20 protein-coding genes are annotated in these 16,267 nt (G+C 71.1%); 9 read left to right on the plus strand and 11 right to left on the minus strand.

The window, feature by feature from the left end; all coding sequences use genetic code 11:
• Window positions 1-46: 46 nt before the first annotated feature.
• On the plus strand, window positions 47-1,093 hold the full coding sequence (locus AC1RN5_RS17800; protein WP_493042489.1) for an XdhC family protein: 1,047 nt from the start codon (window positions 47-49) through the stop codon (window positions 1,091-1,093).
• Window positions 1,094-1,100: 7 nt separating this feature from the next.
• Here the strand turns inward: AC1RN5_RS17800 and AC1RN5_RS17805 are convergent, their stop codons facing one another.
• Window positions 1,101-1,277, minus strand: coding sequence for a hypothetical protein (locus AC1RN5_RS17805; RefSeq protein ID WP_493042491.1), 177 nt, complete (start codon window positions 1,275-1,277; stop codon window positions 1,101-1,103).
• The gene (locus tag AC1RN5_RS17810) at window positions 1,277-1,933 is read right to left on the minus strand and encodes a Crp/Fnr family transcriptional regulator (protein ID WP_493042495.1); all 657 of its coding nucleotides are present in this window, start codon (window positions 1,931-1,933) and stop codon (window positions 1,277-1,279) included. Before AC1RN5_RS17810 ends, AC1RN5_RS17805 begins: the two co-directional genes overlap by 1 nt.
• Before the next feature lie 307 nt (window positions 1,934-2,240).
• Here AC1RN5_RS17810 and AC1RN5_RS17815 point away from each other — a divergent pair, with 307 nt between their 5' ends.
• Together AC1RN5_RS17815 and AC1RN5_RS17820 are read left to right on the plus strand one after the other, a co-directional pair.
• Complete coding sequence (locus AC1RN5_RS17815) at window positions 2,241-2,957, plus strand: Crp/Fnr family transcriptional regulator (RefSeq protein ID WP_493042498.1); 717 nt, start codon at window positions 2,241-2,243, stop codon at window positions 2,955-2,957.
• A 114-nt stretch (window positions 2,958-3,071) separates the two neighbouring features.
• The gene (locus AC1RN5_RS17820; RefSeq protein ID WP_493042499.1) at window positions 3,072-3,554 is read left to right on the plus strand and encodes a hypothetical protein; all 483 of its coding nucleotides are present in this window, start codon (window positions 3,072-3,074) and stop codon (window positions 3,552-3,554) included.
• On the opposite strand, the gene AC1RN5_RS17825 is transcribed toward AC1RN5_RS17820, so the two are convergent.
• Genes AC1RN5_RS17825 through moaA form a run of 6 tightly spaced genes read right to left on the minus strand, consistent with a single transcriptional unit; the run spans window position 3,551 to window position 7,483 of the window.
• Window positions 3,551-4,741, minus strand: coding sequence for a molybdopterin molybdotransferase MoeA (locus tag AC1RN5_RS17825; RefSeq protein WP_493042500.1), 1,191 nt, complete (start codon window positions 4,739-4,741; stop codon window positions 3,551-3,553). The genes AC1RN5_RS17820 and AC1RN5_RS17825 overlap by 4 nt on opposite strands.
• Window positions 4,738-5,208: a cyclic pyranopterin monophosphate synthase MoaC gene (moaC, locus tag AC1RN5_RS17830; RefSeq protein ID WP_493042502.1), complete on the minus strand. Its 471-nt coding sequence runs from the start codon at window positions 5,206-5,208 to the stop codon at window positions 4,738-4,740. Before moaC ends, AC1RN5_RS17825 begins: the two co-directional genes overlap by 4 nt.
• Window positions 5,205-5,759 (minus strand): molybdenum cofactor biosynthesis protein B, encoded by a 555-nt coding sequence (moaB, locus tag AC1RN5_RS17835; protein WP_493042503.1) that lies wholly within the window; start codon window positions 5,757-5,759, stop codon window positions 5,205-5,207. The genes moaC and moaB overlap by 4 nt, the downstream gene beginning before the upstream one ends.
• The gene (locus tag AC1RN5_RS17840) at window positions 5,756-6,205 is read right to left on the minus strand and encodes a molybdenum cofactor biosynthesis protein MoaE (RefSeq protein WP_493042505.1); all 450 of its coding nucleotides are present in this window, start codon (window positions 6,203-6,205) and stop codon (window positions 5,756-5,758) included. The genes moaB and AC1RN5_RS17840 overlap by 4 nt, the downstream gene beginning before the upstream one ends.
• Window positions 6,202-6,447, minus strand: a complete 246-nt coding sequence (locus tag AC1RN5_RS17845) for a MoaD/ThiS family protein (RefSeq protein WP_493042507.1) — start codon at window positions 6,445-6,447, stop codon at window positions 6,202-6,204. The genes AC1RN5_RS17840 and AC1RN5_RS17845 overlap by 4 nt, the downstream gene beginning before the upstream one ends.
• A gap of 1 nt (window position 6,448) precedes the next feature.
• On the minus strand, window positions 6,449-7,483 hold the full coding sequence (gene moaA, locus AC1RN5_RS17850) for a GTP 3',8-cyclase MoaA (RefSeq protein WP_493042509.1): 1,035 nt from the start codon (window positions 7,481-7,483) through the stop codon (window positions 6,449-6,451).
• Between the two features lie 32 nt (window positions 7,484-7,515).
• On the opposite strand from moaA, the gene AC1RN5_RS17855 reads away from it, so the two are divergent.
• On the plus strand, window positions 7,516-8,130 hold the full coding sequence (locus tag AC1RN5_RS17855; protein WP_493042511.1) for a nucleotidyltransferase family protein: 615 nt from the start codon (window positions 7,516-7,518) through the stop codon (window positions 8,128-8,130).
• Between the two features lie 140 nt (window positions 8,131-8,270).
• Here the strand turns inward: AC1RN5_RS17855 and AC1RN5_RS17860 are convergent, their stop codons facing one another.
• Window positions 8,271-10,457: a xanthine dehydrogenase family protein molybdopterin-binding subunit gene (locus tag AC1RN5_RS17860; RefSeq protein WP_493042512.1), complete on the minus strand. Its 2,187-nt coding sequence runs from the start codon at window positions 10,455-10,457 to the stop codon at window positions 8,271-8,273.
• A gap of 11 nt (window positions 10,458-10,468) precedes the next feature.
• Entirely contained in the window at window positions 10,469-10,957 is a 489-nt protein-coding gene (locus tag AC1RN5_RS17865) for a (2Fe-2S)-binding protein (RefSeq protein WP_493042515.1), read from the minus strand.
• Window positions 10,958-11,089: 132 nt separating this feature from the next.
• Between AC1RN5_RS17865 and AC1RN5_RS17870 the strand changes: the two genes are divergently transcribed.
• The 5 genes from AC1RN5_RS17870 to AC1RN5_RS17890 all read left to right on the plus strand — a co-directional run bounded on the left by AC1RN5_RS17870 (window position 11,090) and on the right by AC1RN5_RS17890 (window position 14,415).
• A complete protein-coding gene (locus AC1RN5_RS17870) occupies window positions 11,090-11,443 on the plus strand; it encodes a c-type cytochrome (RefSeq protein WP_493042517.1) in 354 nt (117 codons plus the stop codon).
• The gene (locus AC1RN5_RS17875) at window positions 11,440-11,757 is read left to right on the plus strand and encodes a hypothetical protein (protein ID WP_493042519.1); all 318 of its coding nucleotides are present in this window, start codon (window positions 11,440-11,442) and stop codon (window positions 11,755-11,757) included. Before AC1RN5_RS17870 ends, AC1RN5_RS17875 begins: the two co-directional genes overlap by 4 nt.
• The gene (locus AC1RN5_RS17880) at window positions 11,758-12,648 is read left to right on the plus strand and encodes a precorrin-2 dehydrogenase/sirohydrochlorin ferrochelatase family protein (protein ID WP_493042520.1); all 891 of its coding nucleotides are present in this window, start codon (window positions 11,758-11,760) and stop codon (window positions 12,646-12,648) included. It begins immediately after the preceding gene.
• Complete coding sequence (gene modB, locus AC1RN5_RS17885) at window positions 12,645-13,340, plus strand: molybdate ABC transporter permease subunit (RefSeq protein ID WP_493042522.1); 696 nt, start codon at window positions 12,645-12,647, stop codon at window positions 13,338-13,340. The genes AC1RN5_RS17880 and modB overlap by 4 nt, the downstream gene beginning before the upstream one ends.
• Before the next feature lie 70 nt (window positions 13,341-13,410).
• Window positions 13,411-14,415 carry a phosphotransferase gene (locus tag AC1RN5_RS17890; RefSeq protein ID WP_493042523.1) on the plus strand — a complete coding sequence of 335 codons (1,005 nt, stop codon included), beginning with the start codon at window positions 13,411-13,413 and terminating at the stop codon, window positions 14,413-14,415.
• Between the two features lie 125 nt (window positions 14,416-14,540).
• Here the strand turns inward: AC1RN5_RS17890 and AC1RN5_RS17895 are convergent, their stop codons facing one another.
• The gene (locus AC1RN5_RS17895) at window positions 14,541-16,214 is read right to left on the minus strand and encodes an MFS transporter (protein WP_493042524.1); all 1,674 of its coding nucleotides are present in this window, start codon (window positions 16,212-16,214) and stop codon (window positions 14,541-14,543) included.
• Window positions 16,215-16,267: the final 53 nt, after the last annotated feature.

The raw sequence follows: 16,267 nt of genomic DNA on the forward strand, positions 1-16,267 counted from the left end.
AAAGAACCGGTGTCTGGAACCTTTCTGGGGGGTTAAACTGAGCGGGATGAGAGAACCCCTGCCCGAGTGGCCGCTGTTCGGCATGGCCGAGGACGTCCGCCCCGCCCTGGCCCTTGCGGCGCAACGGAATCTGCCCCTCGCCCTGGCCACCCTGGTGGCCGTCGAGGGCGGCGGTCCGCGCCCGGTGGGAACCCAGATGGTGTTCGCCGAGGCGATCGTCGCGGGTTATTTTTCCGGCGGCTGCGTGGAGAGCGATATCGCCGATCACGCCGCCGCCTGCCTGGAGGACGGGACGCCGCGCCGCCTGGTCTATGGCGAGGGCAGCCCCTGGCCCGACATCCAGCTGCTGTGCGGGGCGCGGATCGAGATCTTCCTGGAGCGCGTGCCGGTGGGCGACCCGGCCCTGGCCGAACTGCTGGCCGCCCGGGCCGAGCGCCGCCCGGCGGTGTGGATCAGCGACGGGATCCGCCGCCTCTGCGTGGACCCCGACACCCAGGCGGCCTGGGACGGCGCCATCGTCCGCCACTACGACCCGACGCCGCGCCTGGTGGTGTTCGGCTCCGACCCCACGGCGCTGGCCATCAGCCAGCTCGGCGCCCAGAGCGGCTTCGAGACCACGCTGGTCCGCCCCAAGGGGCCGGAGGCGGGTCCGCCCATCGCCGGTATCGCCTATCTGCGCTCCGAGCCGGAGGCGGCCCTGGCCGCCGTCGGGACCGACGCCTGGACCGCCATCGCCATCGCCACCCACAGCCTGGAGATCGACCGTACGGCGCTCGCCGCGGCCCTGCCATCGGCCGCCGGCTATGTGGGTCTGCTGGGCGCCCGCAAGCGCCTGCCCGAGCGGCTGGCGCCCCTGCGGGCCGCGGGGGTTCCAGACAGCGTCCTGGCCCGGGTCCACGCCCCCATCGGCCTGGACATCGGCGGCAAGGCCCCCTGGGAGGTGGCGGTGTCGGTGATCGGCGAGATCATGGCCCTGCGCCACGCCCGGGCGCCGGAGACGCCCCGCGAACCGGTCTCCAAGCGCGACCGGGAGAGCGCCTGGAGCGCCGCCCGGCCCAAGCAGATCAAGCCCGCCGATCAGGAGCAGTTCTAGGACGGCGTCAGTCTTCTCGCGCGGCGGACGCGGCGGCGAGCATGGCGTCCAGGAAGATGCTCTGAACCGCCAGCAGCCGCCATTCCAGGGCCAGCTGGCGATAGGGGGCGCCGGACACGCCGTCCGCCGCCGACTTCACGATCAGGGCCTTGGCCCGGAGGTTCATTTCGTCTGGGCTGAGCATCAGGGGACTCCCGGATCGTCGCCGGACTCGTCGGGGGCCAGCAACCGGGCCTGCAGGTCGCGGACCGCGCCGTAGCACTCGCAGGAGCGCCGCTCGAGGCCGGGGCGATCGAGCACCTCCAGCTGGCCGCGGCTGTAGCGGATCAGGCCCTCGGCCTTCAGCCGGCTGGCGGCCGCGCCCACCGTGGTGCGCTGCACCCCCAGCATCACCGCCAGATAGTCCTGGGTGAGCGGCAGGACGCGGGCGTTCAGCCGGTCCTGGCTCTGCAAGATCCAGCGCGCCAGGCGCGGCTCGGTCTCATGCAGGGCGTTGCAGGCCACCGACTGTTCTTCCTGGGCCAGGGTCACCTGGGCGAAGCGCAGCAGCAGGTCCACCAGGGCCGGACTCTGCCGGGCGCGGCCGCGCAGGGCGGCGGCGGGGATGGAGATTCCCGACCCCGCCAGCTGCACGAAGGTGCGGTTGGAGGACACCCCGCCGCTGAGGACGGGCAGCAATCCCACCGCGCTCTCCGAGCCGACGGTGGCGCACTCGACGCAGGTCCCGTCGTCCATGACCTTGACCACCGACAGGGCGGCGCTGCTGGGGAAGTGCGCCTCGGTCACCGGACCGCCCGACTCGTACAGTACTTCCCCCGGCCCCCAAGTCGCCTCGACCATGTCGGGGATCAAGGCCGTCAAGTCGGCCTTGGGAAGCGCGGAAAGAACTCGATTGATGAATATCACGGAGCCTCGGCAATTCCCTTGCGTGCATCAATAACTCCATTCCACTTCTAATCGCCTGAAAAACCGAGTTTATGTTCAACAATTACATAAGAAAGACGAGTCTATTCATATTATGAAATAGTATTTGCTTATAATGTCAGCTTCTGACTTAGTGTGTGTGAGGCCGCTCGCGTCGCCTCGCCTCACAGGGAATTCCACACCTCACTGAGGTCCGCGGTCCTCGCGGCTCATGGATATCCTGATGCAGACCGGAAACCGCCTCCTGCTCTCCCTGGAACCGGCCGACTACGACGTGCTGTCGAGGTCGATGCGGGCCATGACCTTCAAGGCTGGGACGGTGCTCTACGAGCCCGAGGCGCCCATCGACTGGGTCTACTTCCCGGAGGAGGGGCTGATCTCCCTGTTGTCGGTGATGCTCTCGGGGGTGGCGGTGGAGACCGCCGTGGTGGGCAATGAGGGCGGCGTCGGCTTCCTGGAGGCGGCGGGCGCCGGGGTGATCTTCTCCCGCGCCCTGGTGCAGGTGGACCTCCTGGCCCTGCGCGTCCCGGCCGAGGCCTATATCGCCGCCTATGACGCCAGCGCCTCCCTGCGGCGGACCGTCGGCGCCCATGTGGAGCTGAGCCTGGCCGAGGCGCGCCAGACCCTGGCCTGCCAGACCCACCATTCCCACGAGCAGCGCCTGGCCTGGTGGCTGCTGGAATGCCAGGACCGCACCGGCGGCGGGCCGAGCCTGCCCCTGAAGCAGGACTTCCTGGCCGCCATGCTGGGGGTGCAGCGCTCGACCGTCTCCCAGGTGGCCAGCGTGCTGAAGGCCGACGGCCTGATCGACTATACCCGGGGCGTGATCCAGATCCGGGACCGGGCCGGCCTCGAGGCGCGCGCCTGCGAGTGCTACGCCACCACCCAGCACTTCCGCGGGATGATCGAGACCCACGGCGGGGCGATGTCGCCGCCATAGGCGACGGATTTTCGGGCAGGTCGCGGCCAGGCCGCGGCGGCAGGGCCGGGCGGCTTGGCGCGGCGAGGCGCCTGCCGCAGGATCGCGGGGCGAATTCCCTGAGAGATCCCTCCCATGCCCCCGCTGGTCCCCGCCGACTTCGAGGTTCCCCAGCGCCTGGAGACCCCGGACTTCATCCTGCGGCCCCTGCGGATCGGCGACGTGGTCAAGGACTACGACGCGGTGATGACCAGCGTGGCCGAGCTGCGGACGGTGTTCGCGCGTCAGACCCGCTGGCCGGAGGGGCTGAGCTTCGAGGACGACCTCATCGACCTGGGCTGGCACCACAAGGAGTTCAGGATCCGCCGGTCCTTCGCCTACACGGTGATGGCGCCCGACGAATCCATCTGCCTGGGCTGCGCCTATATCGAGCCCACCACGCTGGCGGGCTACGATGCGGAGGCCTTCTGCTGGATCCGCACCAGCCATGCGGCGGCCCTCGACCGGCCGCTCTTCCAGGTGTTCAAATCCTGGTTGCAGGCCGACTGGCCCTTCCAGGCCGTGGCCTTCCCCGGGCGCGAGCTGAGCTGGGACGAGGTGGAATCGCTGAGGGCCTAGCCCCGGTCCAGCCGCAGCACCTCGACGAGGTCGCCGGCGGCCGAGGCCGGGGCGCCGGGGGGGCGGACCAGCAGAGCGTCGGCGGCGGCGAAGACGGTGATCAGGGAGGAGTCCTGGTCGCGGTAGGGGCGGACGGTGATGCCGCCCGCCTCATAGGTGAGCTTGGCGCGCATCCAGTGTTCGCGGGGCCCGTTGGCGCCGAGGGGCTCGGCTAGCCGGGCGCTGGCCATGCGGGGCTGGTGCGGCGCGCCGCCATAGGCGGCGATCAGGGGTTTCAGGAACAGCTCGGCGCAGACAAAGGCCGAGGCCGGGTTGCCGGGCAGGCCCAGCAGGCGGCGGCCATCGGCCAGGACCCCGAAGAAGGTGGGCTTGCCGGGGCGAACCGCCACGCTCTCCACCCGGTAGGCGATCCCCAGGGCCTCGGCGGCGGTGCGGACCAGGTCGTGGTCGCCCACCGAGGCGCCACCCACTGTGACGATGAGGTCGGCCTCGGCCCTGCGCATGGCCTCGATCACGGCATCGAGCTGGTCGCGGACGCCGCTGAGCTTGCTGGCCTGCGCGCCCCAGGCCTCGCACATCGCCTGCAGGGCCGGCGAGCCGGAATCGTAGATCTGGAAGGGTCCCGGCGTCGCCGGCGCCTCGACGATCTCCTCGCCGGTCGACAGGATGGCGATGCGGAGCTTGCGGCGGACACTGAGCTCGGCGCGGCCGGCGGAGGCGGCCAGGGACAGCCGCCAGGGATCGATGCGGGTCCCCGCCGTCAGCAGGACGTCGCCGGCCTGGAAGTCCTTGCCGGCGTCGCGGATGTTGTCGCCGAGGGCGGCCTTGGGAACCGTGACCTGGTCGCCCGCGCGGGCGGCGTTCTCCTGGATCACCACGCTGTCGGCGCCCTCGGGCAGGGCCGCGCCGGTGAAGATGCGGATCGCCTGGCCGGGGGCCAGCACGCCCTCATAGCCGTGCCCCGCGGCGCTCTCGCCGACGATGTCCAGGGACCCCGGGGTGTCGGCGGCGCGGACGGCCCAACCATCCATGGCGGAATTGGTGAAGGGGGGCTGGGCGCGGACGGCGGCCACGCCCTGCGCCAACACCCGGCCCACGGCGGCGGACAGGGGGATGGTCTCGGCGGGCAGGACCTGCGCCTCGGCCACCATGGCGGCGCGGGCGGCCTCCACCGAGAGCAGCTTCACGGGCGCGTCCAGTCGCCGGACTTGCCGCCCGACTTCTTCATCAGGCGCACGCCCTCGATGGTCATGGCCTTATCGGCGGCCTTGAGCATGTCGTAGACGGTTAGGCAGGCCACCGAGACGGCGGTCAGGGCTTCCATCTCCACCCCGGTCTGGCCGGTGGTGCGGACCCGCGCGGTGACGGCCAGGCCACCCTCGCCGGGCTCGACCCGGACCTCGACCTTGGAGAGCGCCAGGGGATGGCAGAGCGGGATCAGGTCGGACGTCTTCTTGGCGGCCATGATGCCGGCGATCTCGGCGGTGCTCCGCACGTCGCCCTTCTTGGCGTCGCCGGAGAGGGCGAGCGCCAGGGTCGCCGGGCTCATGCGCACGAAGCCCTCGGCCAGGGCCTCCCGGGTGGTGACGGCCTTGTCGGAGACGTCGACCATGTTGGCGCGGCCGGTCTCGTCGATGTGGGTCAGGCCGGTCATGTCTCCAGCAGGCGCGGCATGAGTTCGACCATGTTGCAGGGGCCGTGGCGGCTGTCGAGCTGGGGGGCGATCACCTTGTCCCAGCCGTCGCGCACCGCGCCGTTGGAGCCCGGCAGGCAGAAGACGAAGACCCCGCCCACCAGGCCGGCCGTGGCCCGGCTCTGCAGGGTCGACAGGCCCACCGACTGGTAGCTCACCATGTGGAAGACCACCGAGAAGCCGTCGAGCTTCTTGTCGAACAGGGGTTCGACGGCCTCGGGCGTCACGTCGCGGCCGGTGATGCCGGTGCCGCCGGTGGTGATGATGGCGTCGACGGTCCCCGACGCCACCCAGGCCTTCACCTGCATGCGGATCTGGTCGACGTCGTCCTTGACGATGGTCTTGTCGGCCAGCTGGTGGCCGGCGCCGGTGATGCGTTCGGCCAGGACGTGGCCGGAGGTGTCGCTCTCCTCGTCGCGGGTGTCGGAGATGGTCAGGACGGCGACGCGGACCGGGACGAGGGTCAGCTTCTCGTCGATGCGGCCGCCGGGGCTGAGGGTCGAGGCGTTCATGGGGTCTCCCAGCGGGTGATGTCGGCGAGGTCCTGCGGCCGGGGCTCGATCCAACGCGCCTGGCCGTCGGGACCGGTCTCCTTCTTCCAGAAGGGAGCCCGGCTCTTCAAGTAGTCCATCAGGAAATCGCAGGCCTCGAAGGCCTCGCGGCGGTGGCTGGACGCGGTGGCCACGAAGACGATAGCCTCGCCGGGCGCGATCTTGCCGATGCGATGGACGATCTGGAGGTCGTCGAGGGAAAAGCGCCGGCGCGCCCCCTCGGCGATGCGGCCGATCTCGGCCTCGGTGAAGCCCGGATAGGCCTCCAGCTCCAGGATGTTCGTCGAGCCCTGCTCGGCGCGGGCGAGGCCCGTGAAGGTCGCCACCGCGCCGGTCTCGGTGCGGCCCTTGCTGAATTCGGTGAGCAGGGCGCCGGGCTCGAAGGGCTGGTCGGTGAGGGTGATCATCCGCCGCTCATGGCCGGCAGGAAGGCGACCTCCGAGCGGGCGGTCAGGGCCGCATCGCCGCGCACCAGGGTCTGGTCCAGGGCCACCTGGACGCCGGGGGCGGCCAGGGCCTCGGCGAGGCCCTCGTCCTCGGCGCAGAGCTGGGCGCGCAGGGCCGAGAGGGTGGCGGGCGGGGGATCGAGGCTGCGCTCGCGCCAGCCGGCGATGTCGCTCAGGCGCCCGAACAGCAGGACCTTGGCCACCCTAGCCTCCCGTCGTCGACATGTGGCGGGCGACGGCCGGGGCGCCGGACCGCACGATCTGGAAGTCGTGGCCCTGGGGCTTGGCGTCGATGGCCAGGCGGATGGCCTCCTCCAGCCCCTTGGCGTCGGCGCCGGCGCGGATCACGGCGCGCAGGTCGCTGGCGTCCTCGCGGCCCAGGCAGGTGTGCAGGGTGCCGGTGCAGGTCAGGCGGACCCGGTTGCAGGCCTCGCAGAAATTGTGGCTCAGCGGGGTGATGAAGCCCAGGCGGCCACCGGTCTCCTTGACCCGCACATAGTGCGCCGGCCCGCCGGTGACGTGGTCGCTGTCCTCCAGGGTCCAGAAGCTTTCCAGCTCGCGGCGGACGTCCTTGAGGGACAGGAACTGGTCGGTGCGGTCGAACTCGATCTCGCCCAGCGGCATGGCCTCGATCAGGGTGGCGTCGCAGCCCCGGGCGTGGGCCCAGGCGATCAGGTCGGGCAGCTCGGCGGCGTTGTCGTCCTTCAGGGCCACGGCGTTGATCTTCACCGCGATCCCGGCGGCCAGGGCGGCGTCGATCCCGCCGATCACCTTGGCCAGATCGCCGCCGCGGGTCAGGGTGCGGAACAGGTCCGGCTTCAGGGTGTCCATCGAGACATTGATCCGCCGCACGCCGAACCTCGCCAGGTCGGGGGCGAATTCGGCGAGACGGGTGCCGTTGGTGGTCAGGGTCAGCTCGTCCAGCGCCCCGGTCTTCAGGTGCCGCGACAGGTTCTCGATCAGGCCCATGACCCCCTTGCGCACCAGGGGCTCACCGCCGGTGATGCGCAGCTTGCGCACCCCAAGGTCGACGAAGGCCGTGGCGAGCCGGTCCAGCTCCTCCAGGGTGAGCACCTGGGCCTTGGGCAGGAAGGTCATGTGCTCGGACATGCAGTAGACGCAGCGCAGGTCGCAGCGGTCGGTCACCGAGACCCGCAGATAGGTCACGGTGCGGCCGAAGCCGTCGATCAGGGCCGGTCTCGAAGTCGCTTGCGGCGAGGCGTCGTCATAGGGCGTCATGCTGCGCCTAACATAGAGGGGAAGAACCGGTCGTGACAGGGGTGGGCGGATTTGAAGCGATCGTCCTGGCGGCCGGGTCGGGGACCCGGTTCGGCGGCGGCAAGCTGCTGGCGCCCTATGGCGGCGGGGTGCTGCTGGAGGGCGCCCTGCGCGCGGCCTTCGCCGCCCCCGTACGAACCGTCACGGTGGTGACCGGCGCCGATCCCAGCCGGGTGGCGGCCGTGGCCGTCGCCCACGCCAAGGCGACGGGACAGGGGGCGCGCCTGCGCATCGTCCATGCGGTCGACCACGCCGAGGGCATGGGCGCCTCCCTGCGGCGCGGGGCCGCCGCCCTGCCGGCCGACACCGAGGGGGTGTTCGTCTTCCTGGGGGACATGCCGCGGATTACGCTCTCGGTCCTGGAGCCCCTGGCCCAGGCCGTGCGGGACGGGGCCCCGGCCGCGGCGGCGACCTTCGGCGGCAAGCGCGGCCACCCCGCGGTGCTGGGGGCGGCGCTTATCCCACAGCTCCTGACCCTGACCGGCGACGCCGGCGCCCGTGCGGTGCTCCAGGGGCTGGGCGACCGGCTGGCCCTGGTGGAGGCGCCCGACGACGGGGTGTTGTTCGACGTCGACCAGCCGGCCGATCTGTCGGGCTCGACCCGCTAACTCTCCGCGCGTCCCGGCCAAGGCCGGATCCAGGTCGTGGGTCACAGCCCGAGCCAGGATTCCGGAATTCGGCCGATGTGATCTGGGTCCCGGCCTTCGCCGGGATGAGCGGGGTTGAAATCCGTCATCCCGGCGATGTGCTAGGCCTTCACGAAGGGCAGGCTCGTCGTCGCCTGGCCGTTGAGGGCCAGCAGGGCGTTGGCGACCGCGGGGGCGATCACCGGGGTGCCCGGCTCGCCGGTGCCCGAGGGGGCGTTTCCGGAGGGGACGATATGGGTCTCCACCGTCGGGGCCTCGGAGTTGCGCAGCACCCGGTAGGTGTCGAAGTTGGTCTGTTCCACCACCCCGTCCTTCAGGGTCACCTTGCCGTAGAGGGCCGCCGACAGGCCGTAGCAGATGCCGCCCTCCATCTGGGCGGCGATCTGGTCGGGGGAGATGGGGGTGCCGCACTCCACGGCGGTGACCACCCGGCCGACCTTGGGCTGGCCGTCCACCAGCTTCACCTCGGCCACCTGGGCCACCAGGGTCCCGAAGCTCTCGTGCACGGCGATGCCGCGGCTCCAGCCGGCCGGCGCCGGCTGGTCCCAGCCGGCCTTCTCGGCGGCCAGGTTCAGCACGGCCAGGTGGCGGGTCGCGCCGGCCTTCTCATAGAGCGCCCGGCGATAGGCCACCGGGTCCTTGCCGGCCTTGCGGGCCAGCTGGTCGATGGTGTGCTCCATGACGAAGGCGGTGTGAGTCGCCCCCACCGAACGCCACCAGAGCACCGGCACCCCGAGATCGGGCAACAGGGCCTGGGCGTCCACCACCGGGGTGGCCTTCAGATAGGGCGAGCCCTTGGCGCCCTCGACGGTGGTCTCGTCGAGACCCTTGGCGGGGATCGGCGAGCCCTTCATCAGGGTCTGGGTGACGATCCGGTGGCGCCAGGCCAGCGGATAGCCCTCCTTGTCCAGGGTGATCCTCAGGGCGTGGTGGGTCAGGGGGCGGAAATAGCCCGCCGCCATGTCGTCCTCGCGGGTCCAGACCAGCTTCACCGGCCGCATCTTGCCGACCTTCTTGGCGATCTCGACGCACTCGGCGGCGTAGTCCGACTGGAAGTTGGCGCGGCGCCCGAAGGAGCCGCCGGCGAACAGGGTCTCGATCTCCACCGCGCCGGGCAGCATGCCGACGATCTTGGCGGTGTTGAGCTGGTCGACGGTGGGGATCTGCGAACCGAAGGTCAGCTTGGCCTTGCCGACGCCCACCTGGGCCACGCAGTTCATCGGCTCCATGGCCGCGTGGGCCAGGAAGGGGAAGTCATAGGTGGTCTCGAAGATCGTTCCCTCGACCTTCTTGGCGGCGTCGCCCTTGGTCTCGAAGGCCTGCCAGGGGGTCTTCTCGGGCAGGGTTCCCTTGCCCGCGGCCCACTGGCGATAGTTGGCGGCCAGCTTGTCGGAGCTGACCTTCTCGGCCCCGCTCTCGTCCCAGGTCACCTTCAGGGCCTCGCGGCCCTTGCGGGCGGCCCAGGTGTTGTCGGCCACCACCGCCACCCCGGTGGGGATCTGGTAGACCTCCACCACGCCGGGGACCTTCTTGGCCTCGGCGGCGTCGAAGCTGGCCACCTTGGCGCCGAAGCGCGGCGCGTGGGCGACCATGGCCACCAGCATGTCCGGCATCTGGACATCCTGGGTGAAGCGGGCGGCGCCGGTGCTCTTGGCCAGGCTGTCCTTGCGCCGCACCCGGTCGGTTCCGATCAGGGTGAAGGTCTTGGGATCCTTCAGGGTCGGGGCCTTGGGGGGCGTGACCTTGCCGGCCTCCGGCAGCAGCTGCGCGAAGGTCGCCGACTTGCCGGACTTGGCGTGGCTGACCACGCTGTCCTTGACGGTGATCTCGCCGACCGGGGCGTTCCATTTGTTGGCGGCGGCCTCGACGAACATGGCCTTGGCGCCGGCGCCGGCCTGGCGCAGCTGCATCCAGGAATTGGAGATCGCCGAGGATCCGCCGGTGCCCTGCACGCCCATGCCGGTGTTGGCGTAGACCTTGGCGATGGCCGGGGCCTGCTCGACCGTGACCTTGGTCCAGTCGGCGTCCAGCTCCTCGGCGACGATGGCCGCCAGGCCCGCATGGTTGCCCTGGCCGAATTCGATGTGCTTGGAGATCACCGTCACCGCGCCGTCGGCGCCGATCTTGATGAAGGGCCCGAAGGCGCCGAAGTCCTCCTTGGCGCCGACGCTGAGCAGGTCGCCGGGCGAGCAGCCCACCAGCAGGGCGCCGCCAACCAGGGTCGCGCCGACCACGAGGTCGCGACGGGTGGCGCCGAGGGTTTCGCGGGGGGAGAGGATCTTGTTCATCGGACGCTCTCCTAGACCTTGGCCGGGGCGGCGGGGGTCGCGGCGGCGGCGGGGGCCATGCCGGCGGCTTCCTTGATGGCCGCGCGGATCCGCTGATAGGTGCCGCAGCGGCAGATGTTGCCGTCCATGGCCGCGTCGATGTCGGCGTCGGTGGGGTTGGGCTTGGCGGCCAGCAGGGCCGCGGCGCTCATGATCTGGCCCGACTGGCAGTAGCCGCACTGCGGGACGTCGTTCTTCACCCAGGCCTGCTGCAGGGGATGGGTTCCGCCCAGGCTCTCGATGGTGGTGATCTTCACCCCGGCCAGGCCCTCGATGGGAACCGAGCAGGCCCGGATCGGCTGACCGTCGGCCAGCACGGTGCAGGCGCCGCACTGGGCGATCCCGCAGCCGTACTTCGTGCCGGTCAGGTGCAGTTCGTCGCGCAGCACCCACAGCAGGGGGGTGTCGGGCGCGGCCTTCACCGCCAGGGGCTTGCCGTTCACATCGAGTGTCATGGCCATGGGCAGATCCCTCTCCGGGTGAGATTCAACAATCATCTTAACGTCGTTTAGTCCTCGCGGTAAATGTGCGCCGTCGTGGCCGGGCCGCGCGCGACGCGCTAGTGAAGGGGACGAGGTTCCCGGAGGGATTTGATGAGACGCCTGTTTCCCGTGCTCCTGGCCCTGGCGGGTCTGTCGGCCTCGCCGGCCCTGGCCGCCGACGGCGCCAAGACCTTCATGCTCCAGTGCAAGACCTGCCACGCCGCCAAGAGCGGCCCCATGGGTCCCAGCCTGATCGGGGTGGCCGGCCGCAAGATCGCCGGCCTGTCCGACTACAAGTACTCCGCGGGCCTGACCGCCAAGGGCGCCCAGACCTGGACCGACGCCAATCTCGACGCCTATCTGGCGGCGCCCGCCAAGTTCGCCCCGGGCACGAAGATGATGACCGGCCTGGCCGTCCCCGCCGACCGCGCCGCGGTGATCGGCTATCTGAAGGGGCTGAAATGAGGCTCGCGCCCTGGATCGGCCTGGCCGCCGGCCTGGCGCTCGCCGGCTGCGCCACCGTCGCGCCCGAGGACGCCAGCGACGCGCCCATGACCTATAGCTGCGGGGCCGGGAAGCGGTTCGTCGCGGCCTACGCCCTGGACGGCCGCATCGTGCGGGTGACCGCCGGCGGCAAGACCACCACCCTGCGCCAGGTGAAGAAGAAGCGCGGCGATCCGATCTTCTCGGCCGGCGGCGTGACCCTGACGACCAGGGGGGCGAGCGCCGACCTGGACGGGGCGCCGGCCGGGCCCTACCGGAACTGCAGAACCGGCTAGGTGGACGCCTTCCCCGCCTATTTCCCCCTGGCCGGCGTCAAGGTGGTGATCGCCGGCTCCGGCGAGGCCGCCGAGGCCAAGCTGCGGCTGCTGGCCTCCTCGCCGGCGGTGCTGGTGCGGGTGGAGGGGCCCGACGCCTTCCTGCCCGGCAGCTATACCGGCGCCCGGCTGGTGTTCATCGACGGCGAGGACGAAGCCTTCGCCAAGGCCGCCGCCGCCGCCGCCCGGGTGGCCCGCGCCCTGGTCAATGTCACCGACCGTCCCGAGCTCTGCGACTTCACCACGCCCGCGGTGATCGACCGGGGCGAGGTGGTGGCCGCCATCGGCACCGGGGGGGCCTCCCCCATGCTGGCCACCATGCTGCGTAACGACATCGAGCAGCGGGTGCCCGAGGGGACCGGCCGGGTGGCGGCCCTGTTCCGCAAGTTCCAGGACGACGTCCGGGCCAAGTTCCCCGAGCTGCACGCCCGCCGCGCCTTCCTGCGCGAGACCCTGTCGGGGGCGGTGGCCCAGGCCGCCCAGGCCGGCGACATGGAGCAGGCCCAGACGCTTTTCCGCGCCGCCATCGCCAAGGGCCCCAAGGCCGCCGGCAAGGTGCAGTTCGTGGCCGGGCGCGGCCCCGCCGACCTGCTGACCCTGAGGGCCAGCCGGGCCCTGGCCGCCGCCGACGTCCTGGCCGCCGATGAGGGCGCCGACCCCGACATCCTGTCGATGGCCCGCCGCGACGCCGATCGCCTGGCCCCGGCCGCCGCGACGCCACAGGCCCTCATCGACCTGGCCCGCGACGGACGCCGGGTGGTGCGGCTGGTGGTCCAGGCCCCGCCGGCGGCGGAGGCGCAGGCCCTGGCCGCAGCGGGAATCACCGTCGAGATCCTGGCCTCGGCGTCGTGAGCGCCCTGACCCCGGAGGACTGGGCCGCCGTGGCCCTGTCGCTGAAGGTGGCCCTGGCGGCCACCGCCTTCGGCCTGCCGCTGGCCCTGCTGACCGCCATGGCCCAGGCCCGGGGTCGCTACCCGGTCCGCGTGCTGCTGGACGGTCTGGTGACCCTGCCCCTGGTCCTGCCGCCGGTGGCCACCGGCTATGTCCTGCTGCTGCTGTTTGGCCGGCGCGGCGCTATCGGCGCCCTGCTGGAGAAGGTGGGGATCGTCTTCGCCTTCGACTGGACCGGGGCGGCCCTGGCGGCCGGGGTGATGGCCTTTCCCCTGATGGTGCGGCCCATGCGCCTGGCCATCGAGGCCCTGGATCGGGAGGTGGACGAGGTGGCTCGCACCCTGGGCGCCCGGCCCCTGGTGCGCTTCTTCCGGATCACCCTGCCTCTGGCCCTGCCCGGAATCGCGGCCGGGGCCATCCTCGGCTTCGCCAAGGCCCTGGGGGAGTTCGGGGCCACCATCACCTTCGTGGCCGCCATCCCCGGCGAGACCCTGACCCTGCCCGCCGCCATCTATGGCGCGACCCAGTCCCCGGGCGACGAGGCCCGCGCCGGGGCGCTCTGCCTGGTGGCCGCGGCGATCGCCGTGGGGGCGGTGCTGGTCTCCGACGCCGTGGGCCGGATGGCCAGCCGGGCCTCGCGGGGCGCGCCCTAGGTATTTATCCGGGTAATATTGACTGCTGATTATATCCGGGTAAAAGGTCGCGCTCACCCGGAGCCGAGCCATGCCGATCCCCGAGACCAAGCGCCCCGCCGTCGACCGCGCCCTGAGCGCCGCTTTCGGCACGACGGAGCTGGACGGGATCGTCGCCCTGAGCGGCGGCCTGTCAGGCGCGCAGATCTACCGGATCCGGGTGGGCGGCATCGCCTACCTGCTGCGGATCGAGGGGGCCCGCGACGCCTTCCGCGATCCAGACCGCTGGTACGCCTGCATGCGCATCGCCGCCGACGCGGCGATCGCTCCGCGGGTCCGCTACGCCGACGCCGCCGACGGGGTGGCGATCATGGAGTTCATCGTCGAGCGGTCGCTGAGCCAGGACTTCCCGGGGACGCGGGCCGAGCTGATCATCGAGGCGGCCCAGACCCTGCGCGCGCTGCACCAGACCCCGGCCTTCCCGCCCCTGGTGGACTACATGGAGGGCATGGAGGCGATCATCGGCGATCACCGCGCCACCGGCCTGCTGCAGGCCGCCGCCACCGCGCCCCTCTTCGCCCGGTGGTCGGAGCTGAAGGGCGCCTATCGCACCGACCCGGCCGACCTGGTCTCCAGCCACAACGACCTCAATCCGCGCAACGTCCTCTATGACGGCCGACGCCTGTGGTTCGTCGACTGGGAGTCGTCCTTCCTGGCCGATCGCTATGTGGACCTGGCGACCCTGGCCAACTTCCTGACGACGGGCCCGGCGGAGGCCGAACTGTTGCTGGCGACCTATCTCGGCCAGGCGCCGGACGCGCGGCAGCGGGCGCGGCTGGAGGTCATGCGGCAGGTGAACCACCTGTTCTACGGCCTGATCATGCTCAACGCGGTGGCGGCCCAGCGTCCGCGCGTCGCGGCGCCGGGCGGGCTGGCGGCGCCGGACCTGGCGGAAATCCACCAGGGCCTGGGCGCCGGGACCTATGTCCTGGAGGGTTGGGACGGCCAGGTCACCTACGGCAAGGCGCGGTTGAACGCCGCCCTGGCGGGCATGGAGACGCCGCAGTTCGATCAGGCGGTCAGGACTTTGGGCTAGCGCCCTCCCTCCCCTTCATGGGGAGGGCAGATCGCGTAGCGATCGGGGTGGGGCGTACGGGCCGCTATTCCCCACCCGTCCGGCGTTCCGCCGTCCACCCTCCCCATAGAGGGGAGGGAGGTTTCCTAGTCGTGCAGGGACCGCTTGTGGGTCTCGGGCAGGAACAGCAGGCAGGTGACCACCGAGATCGCGGTGAAGGCGAAGGGGTACCAGAGGCCGGAATAGATGTTGCCCACCGCCGCCACGATGGCGAAGGCGGTGAAGGGGACGAAGCCCCCGACCCAGCCGGTGCCGATATGGTAGGGCAGGGACATGGCGGTGTAGCGGATCCGGGTGGGGAACAGCTCCACCAGGGTCGCGGCGATGGGCCCGAACAGGGCCGTGGCGGCGATGACGAAGACCATCAGCACCCCGAACACGCCGGGCAGGTTCATCCGCGCCGGGTCGGCCTTCTCCGGATAGCCGGCGGCCTTCAGTCCGCCCTTGATGCGGCCCTCGATCTCGGTCTTCGCGGCCTTGGCGGCGTCCTTGGGCAGGCCGGCGATGGAGCCCGATTCGATCACCGTCTCGCCGATCTTCACCTGGGCCTTGGCGCCGGGCGCGGCCTTGCGGTTGTCGTAGGAGACCCCGGCGTTGGCCAGGGTGCTCTTGGCGATGTCGCAGGAGGAGGTGAAGGCCGCCTTGCCCACGGGGTCGAACTGCAGGGAGCATTCGGCCGGGTCGGCCACCACCACGATGGGGGTGCGGGCCTCGGCCTCGGCGAGCGCCGGGTTGGCGGTCTTGGCCAGCATGTGGAAGCCGGGGAAGTAGGCGATCAGCATCAGGGTCATGCCAAACAGCATCACCGGTTTGCGCCCCACCTTGTCCGACAGCCAGCCGAAGACGACGTAGAAGATGGCGCTGACGGCGGTGGCGGCCATCATCAGCAGGTTGATGGTCTCAGGCGGGACCTTGAGGAACTTGTCCAGGAAGGTCTGGGTGTAGAAGAAGGCCGTGTACCAGACCGCGCCCTGGGCGAACATGATGGCCACCAGGGCCAGGATGACGATCTTCAGGTTCTTCCAGGTGCCGAAGGCCTCGGTGAAGGGCGCCTTGGCCACCTCGCCCTCCTCCTTCATCTTGGCGAAGGCCGGGCTCTCCGAGAGCTTCAGGCGCATGAAGATGGAGACCGCCAGCAGGCCCGCCGAGAACAGGAACGGGATGCGCCAGCCCCAGGCGTCGAAGGCCTCGGGCCCGGCGATGCGGCCCACCACCAGGCGGGTGGCCAGGATCACCAGCAGGGCGGCGAACAGGCCGAAGGCGGCCGAGGTCTGCACCCAGCTCGTCGAGCGGCCCCGGGCGCCGGGGGGCGCGTGCTCGGCCACATAGATGGCCGCCCCGCCATATTCCCCGCCCAGCGCGAAGCCCTGCAGGATCCGCATCAGCACCAGCAGGGCAGGCGACAGCAGGCCGGCCTGGGCGTAGGAGGGCAGCAGGCCGATGGCCACGGTGGCCCCGCCCATCAACACCACGGTGAACAGGAAGGCGCCCTTGCGCCCCACCCGGTCGCCGATGCGGCCGAAGACCAGGGCGCCCAGGGGGCGGAAGGCGAAGCCGGCGCCGAACAGGGCGAGCGCGGCGATATAGCCGGCGGTGTCGGGGAGACCGGAGAAGAAGGTCTTGGAGATGACCTGGGTCAGGCTGCCGAAGACGAAGAAGTCATACCATTCGAAGGTGGTCCCGGCCGCCGAGGCGGCCACCACCGTCCGCAGCGAAGCTTCCTTCGGCTCCTTCACCTGTCCAACAACGGCGTCCGCCATACGTCTCTCCCCCGAGCTCTTGTGGGCCAAGGTCTAGCATTGGCCGGCGCCGG

This window comes from Phenylobacterium sp. GW821-FHT12F10 (assembly GCF_058806695.1).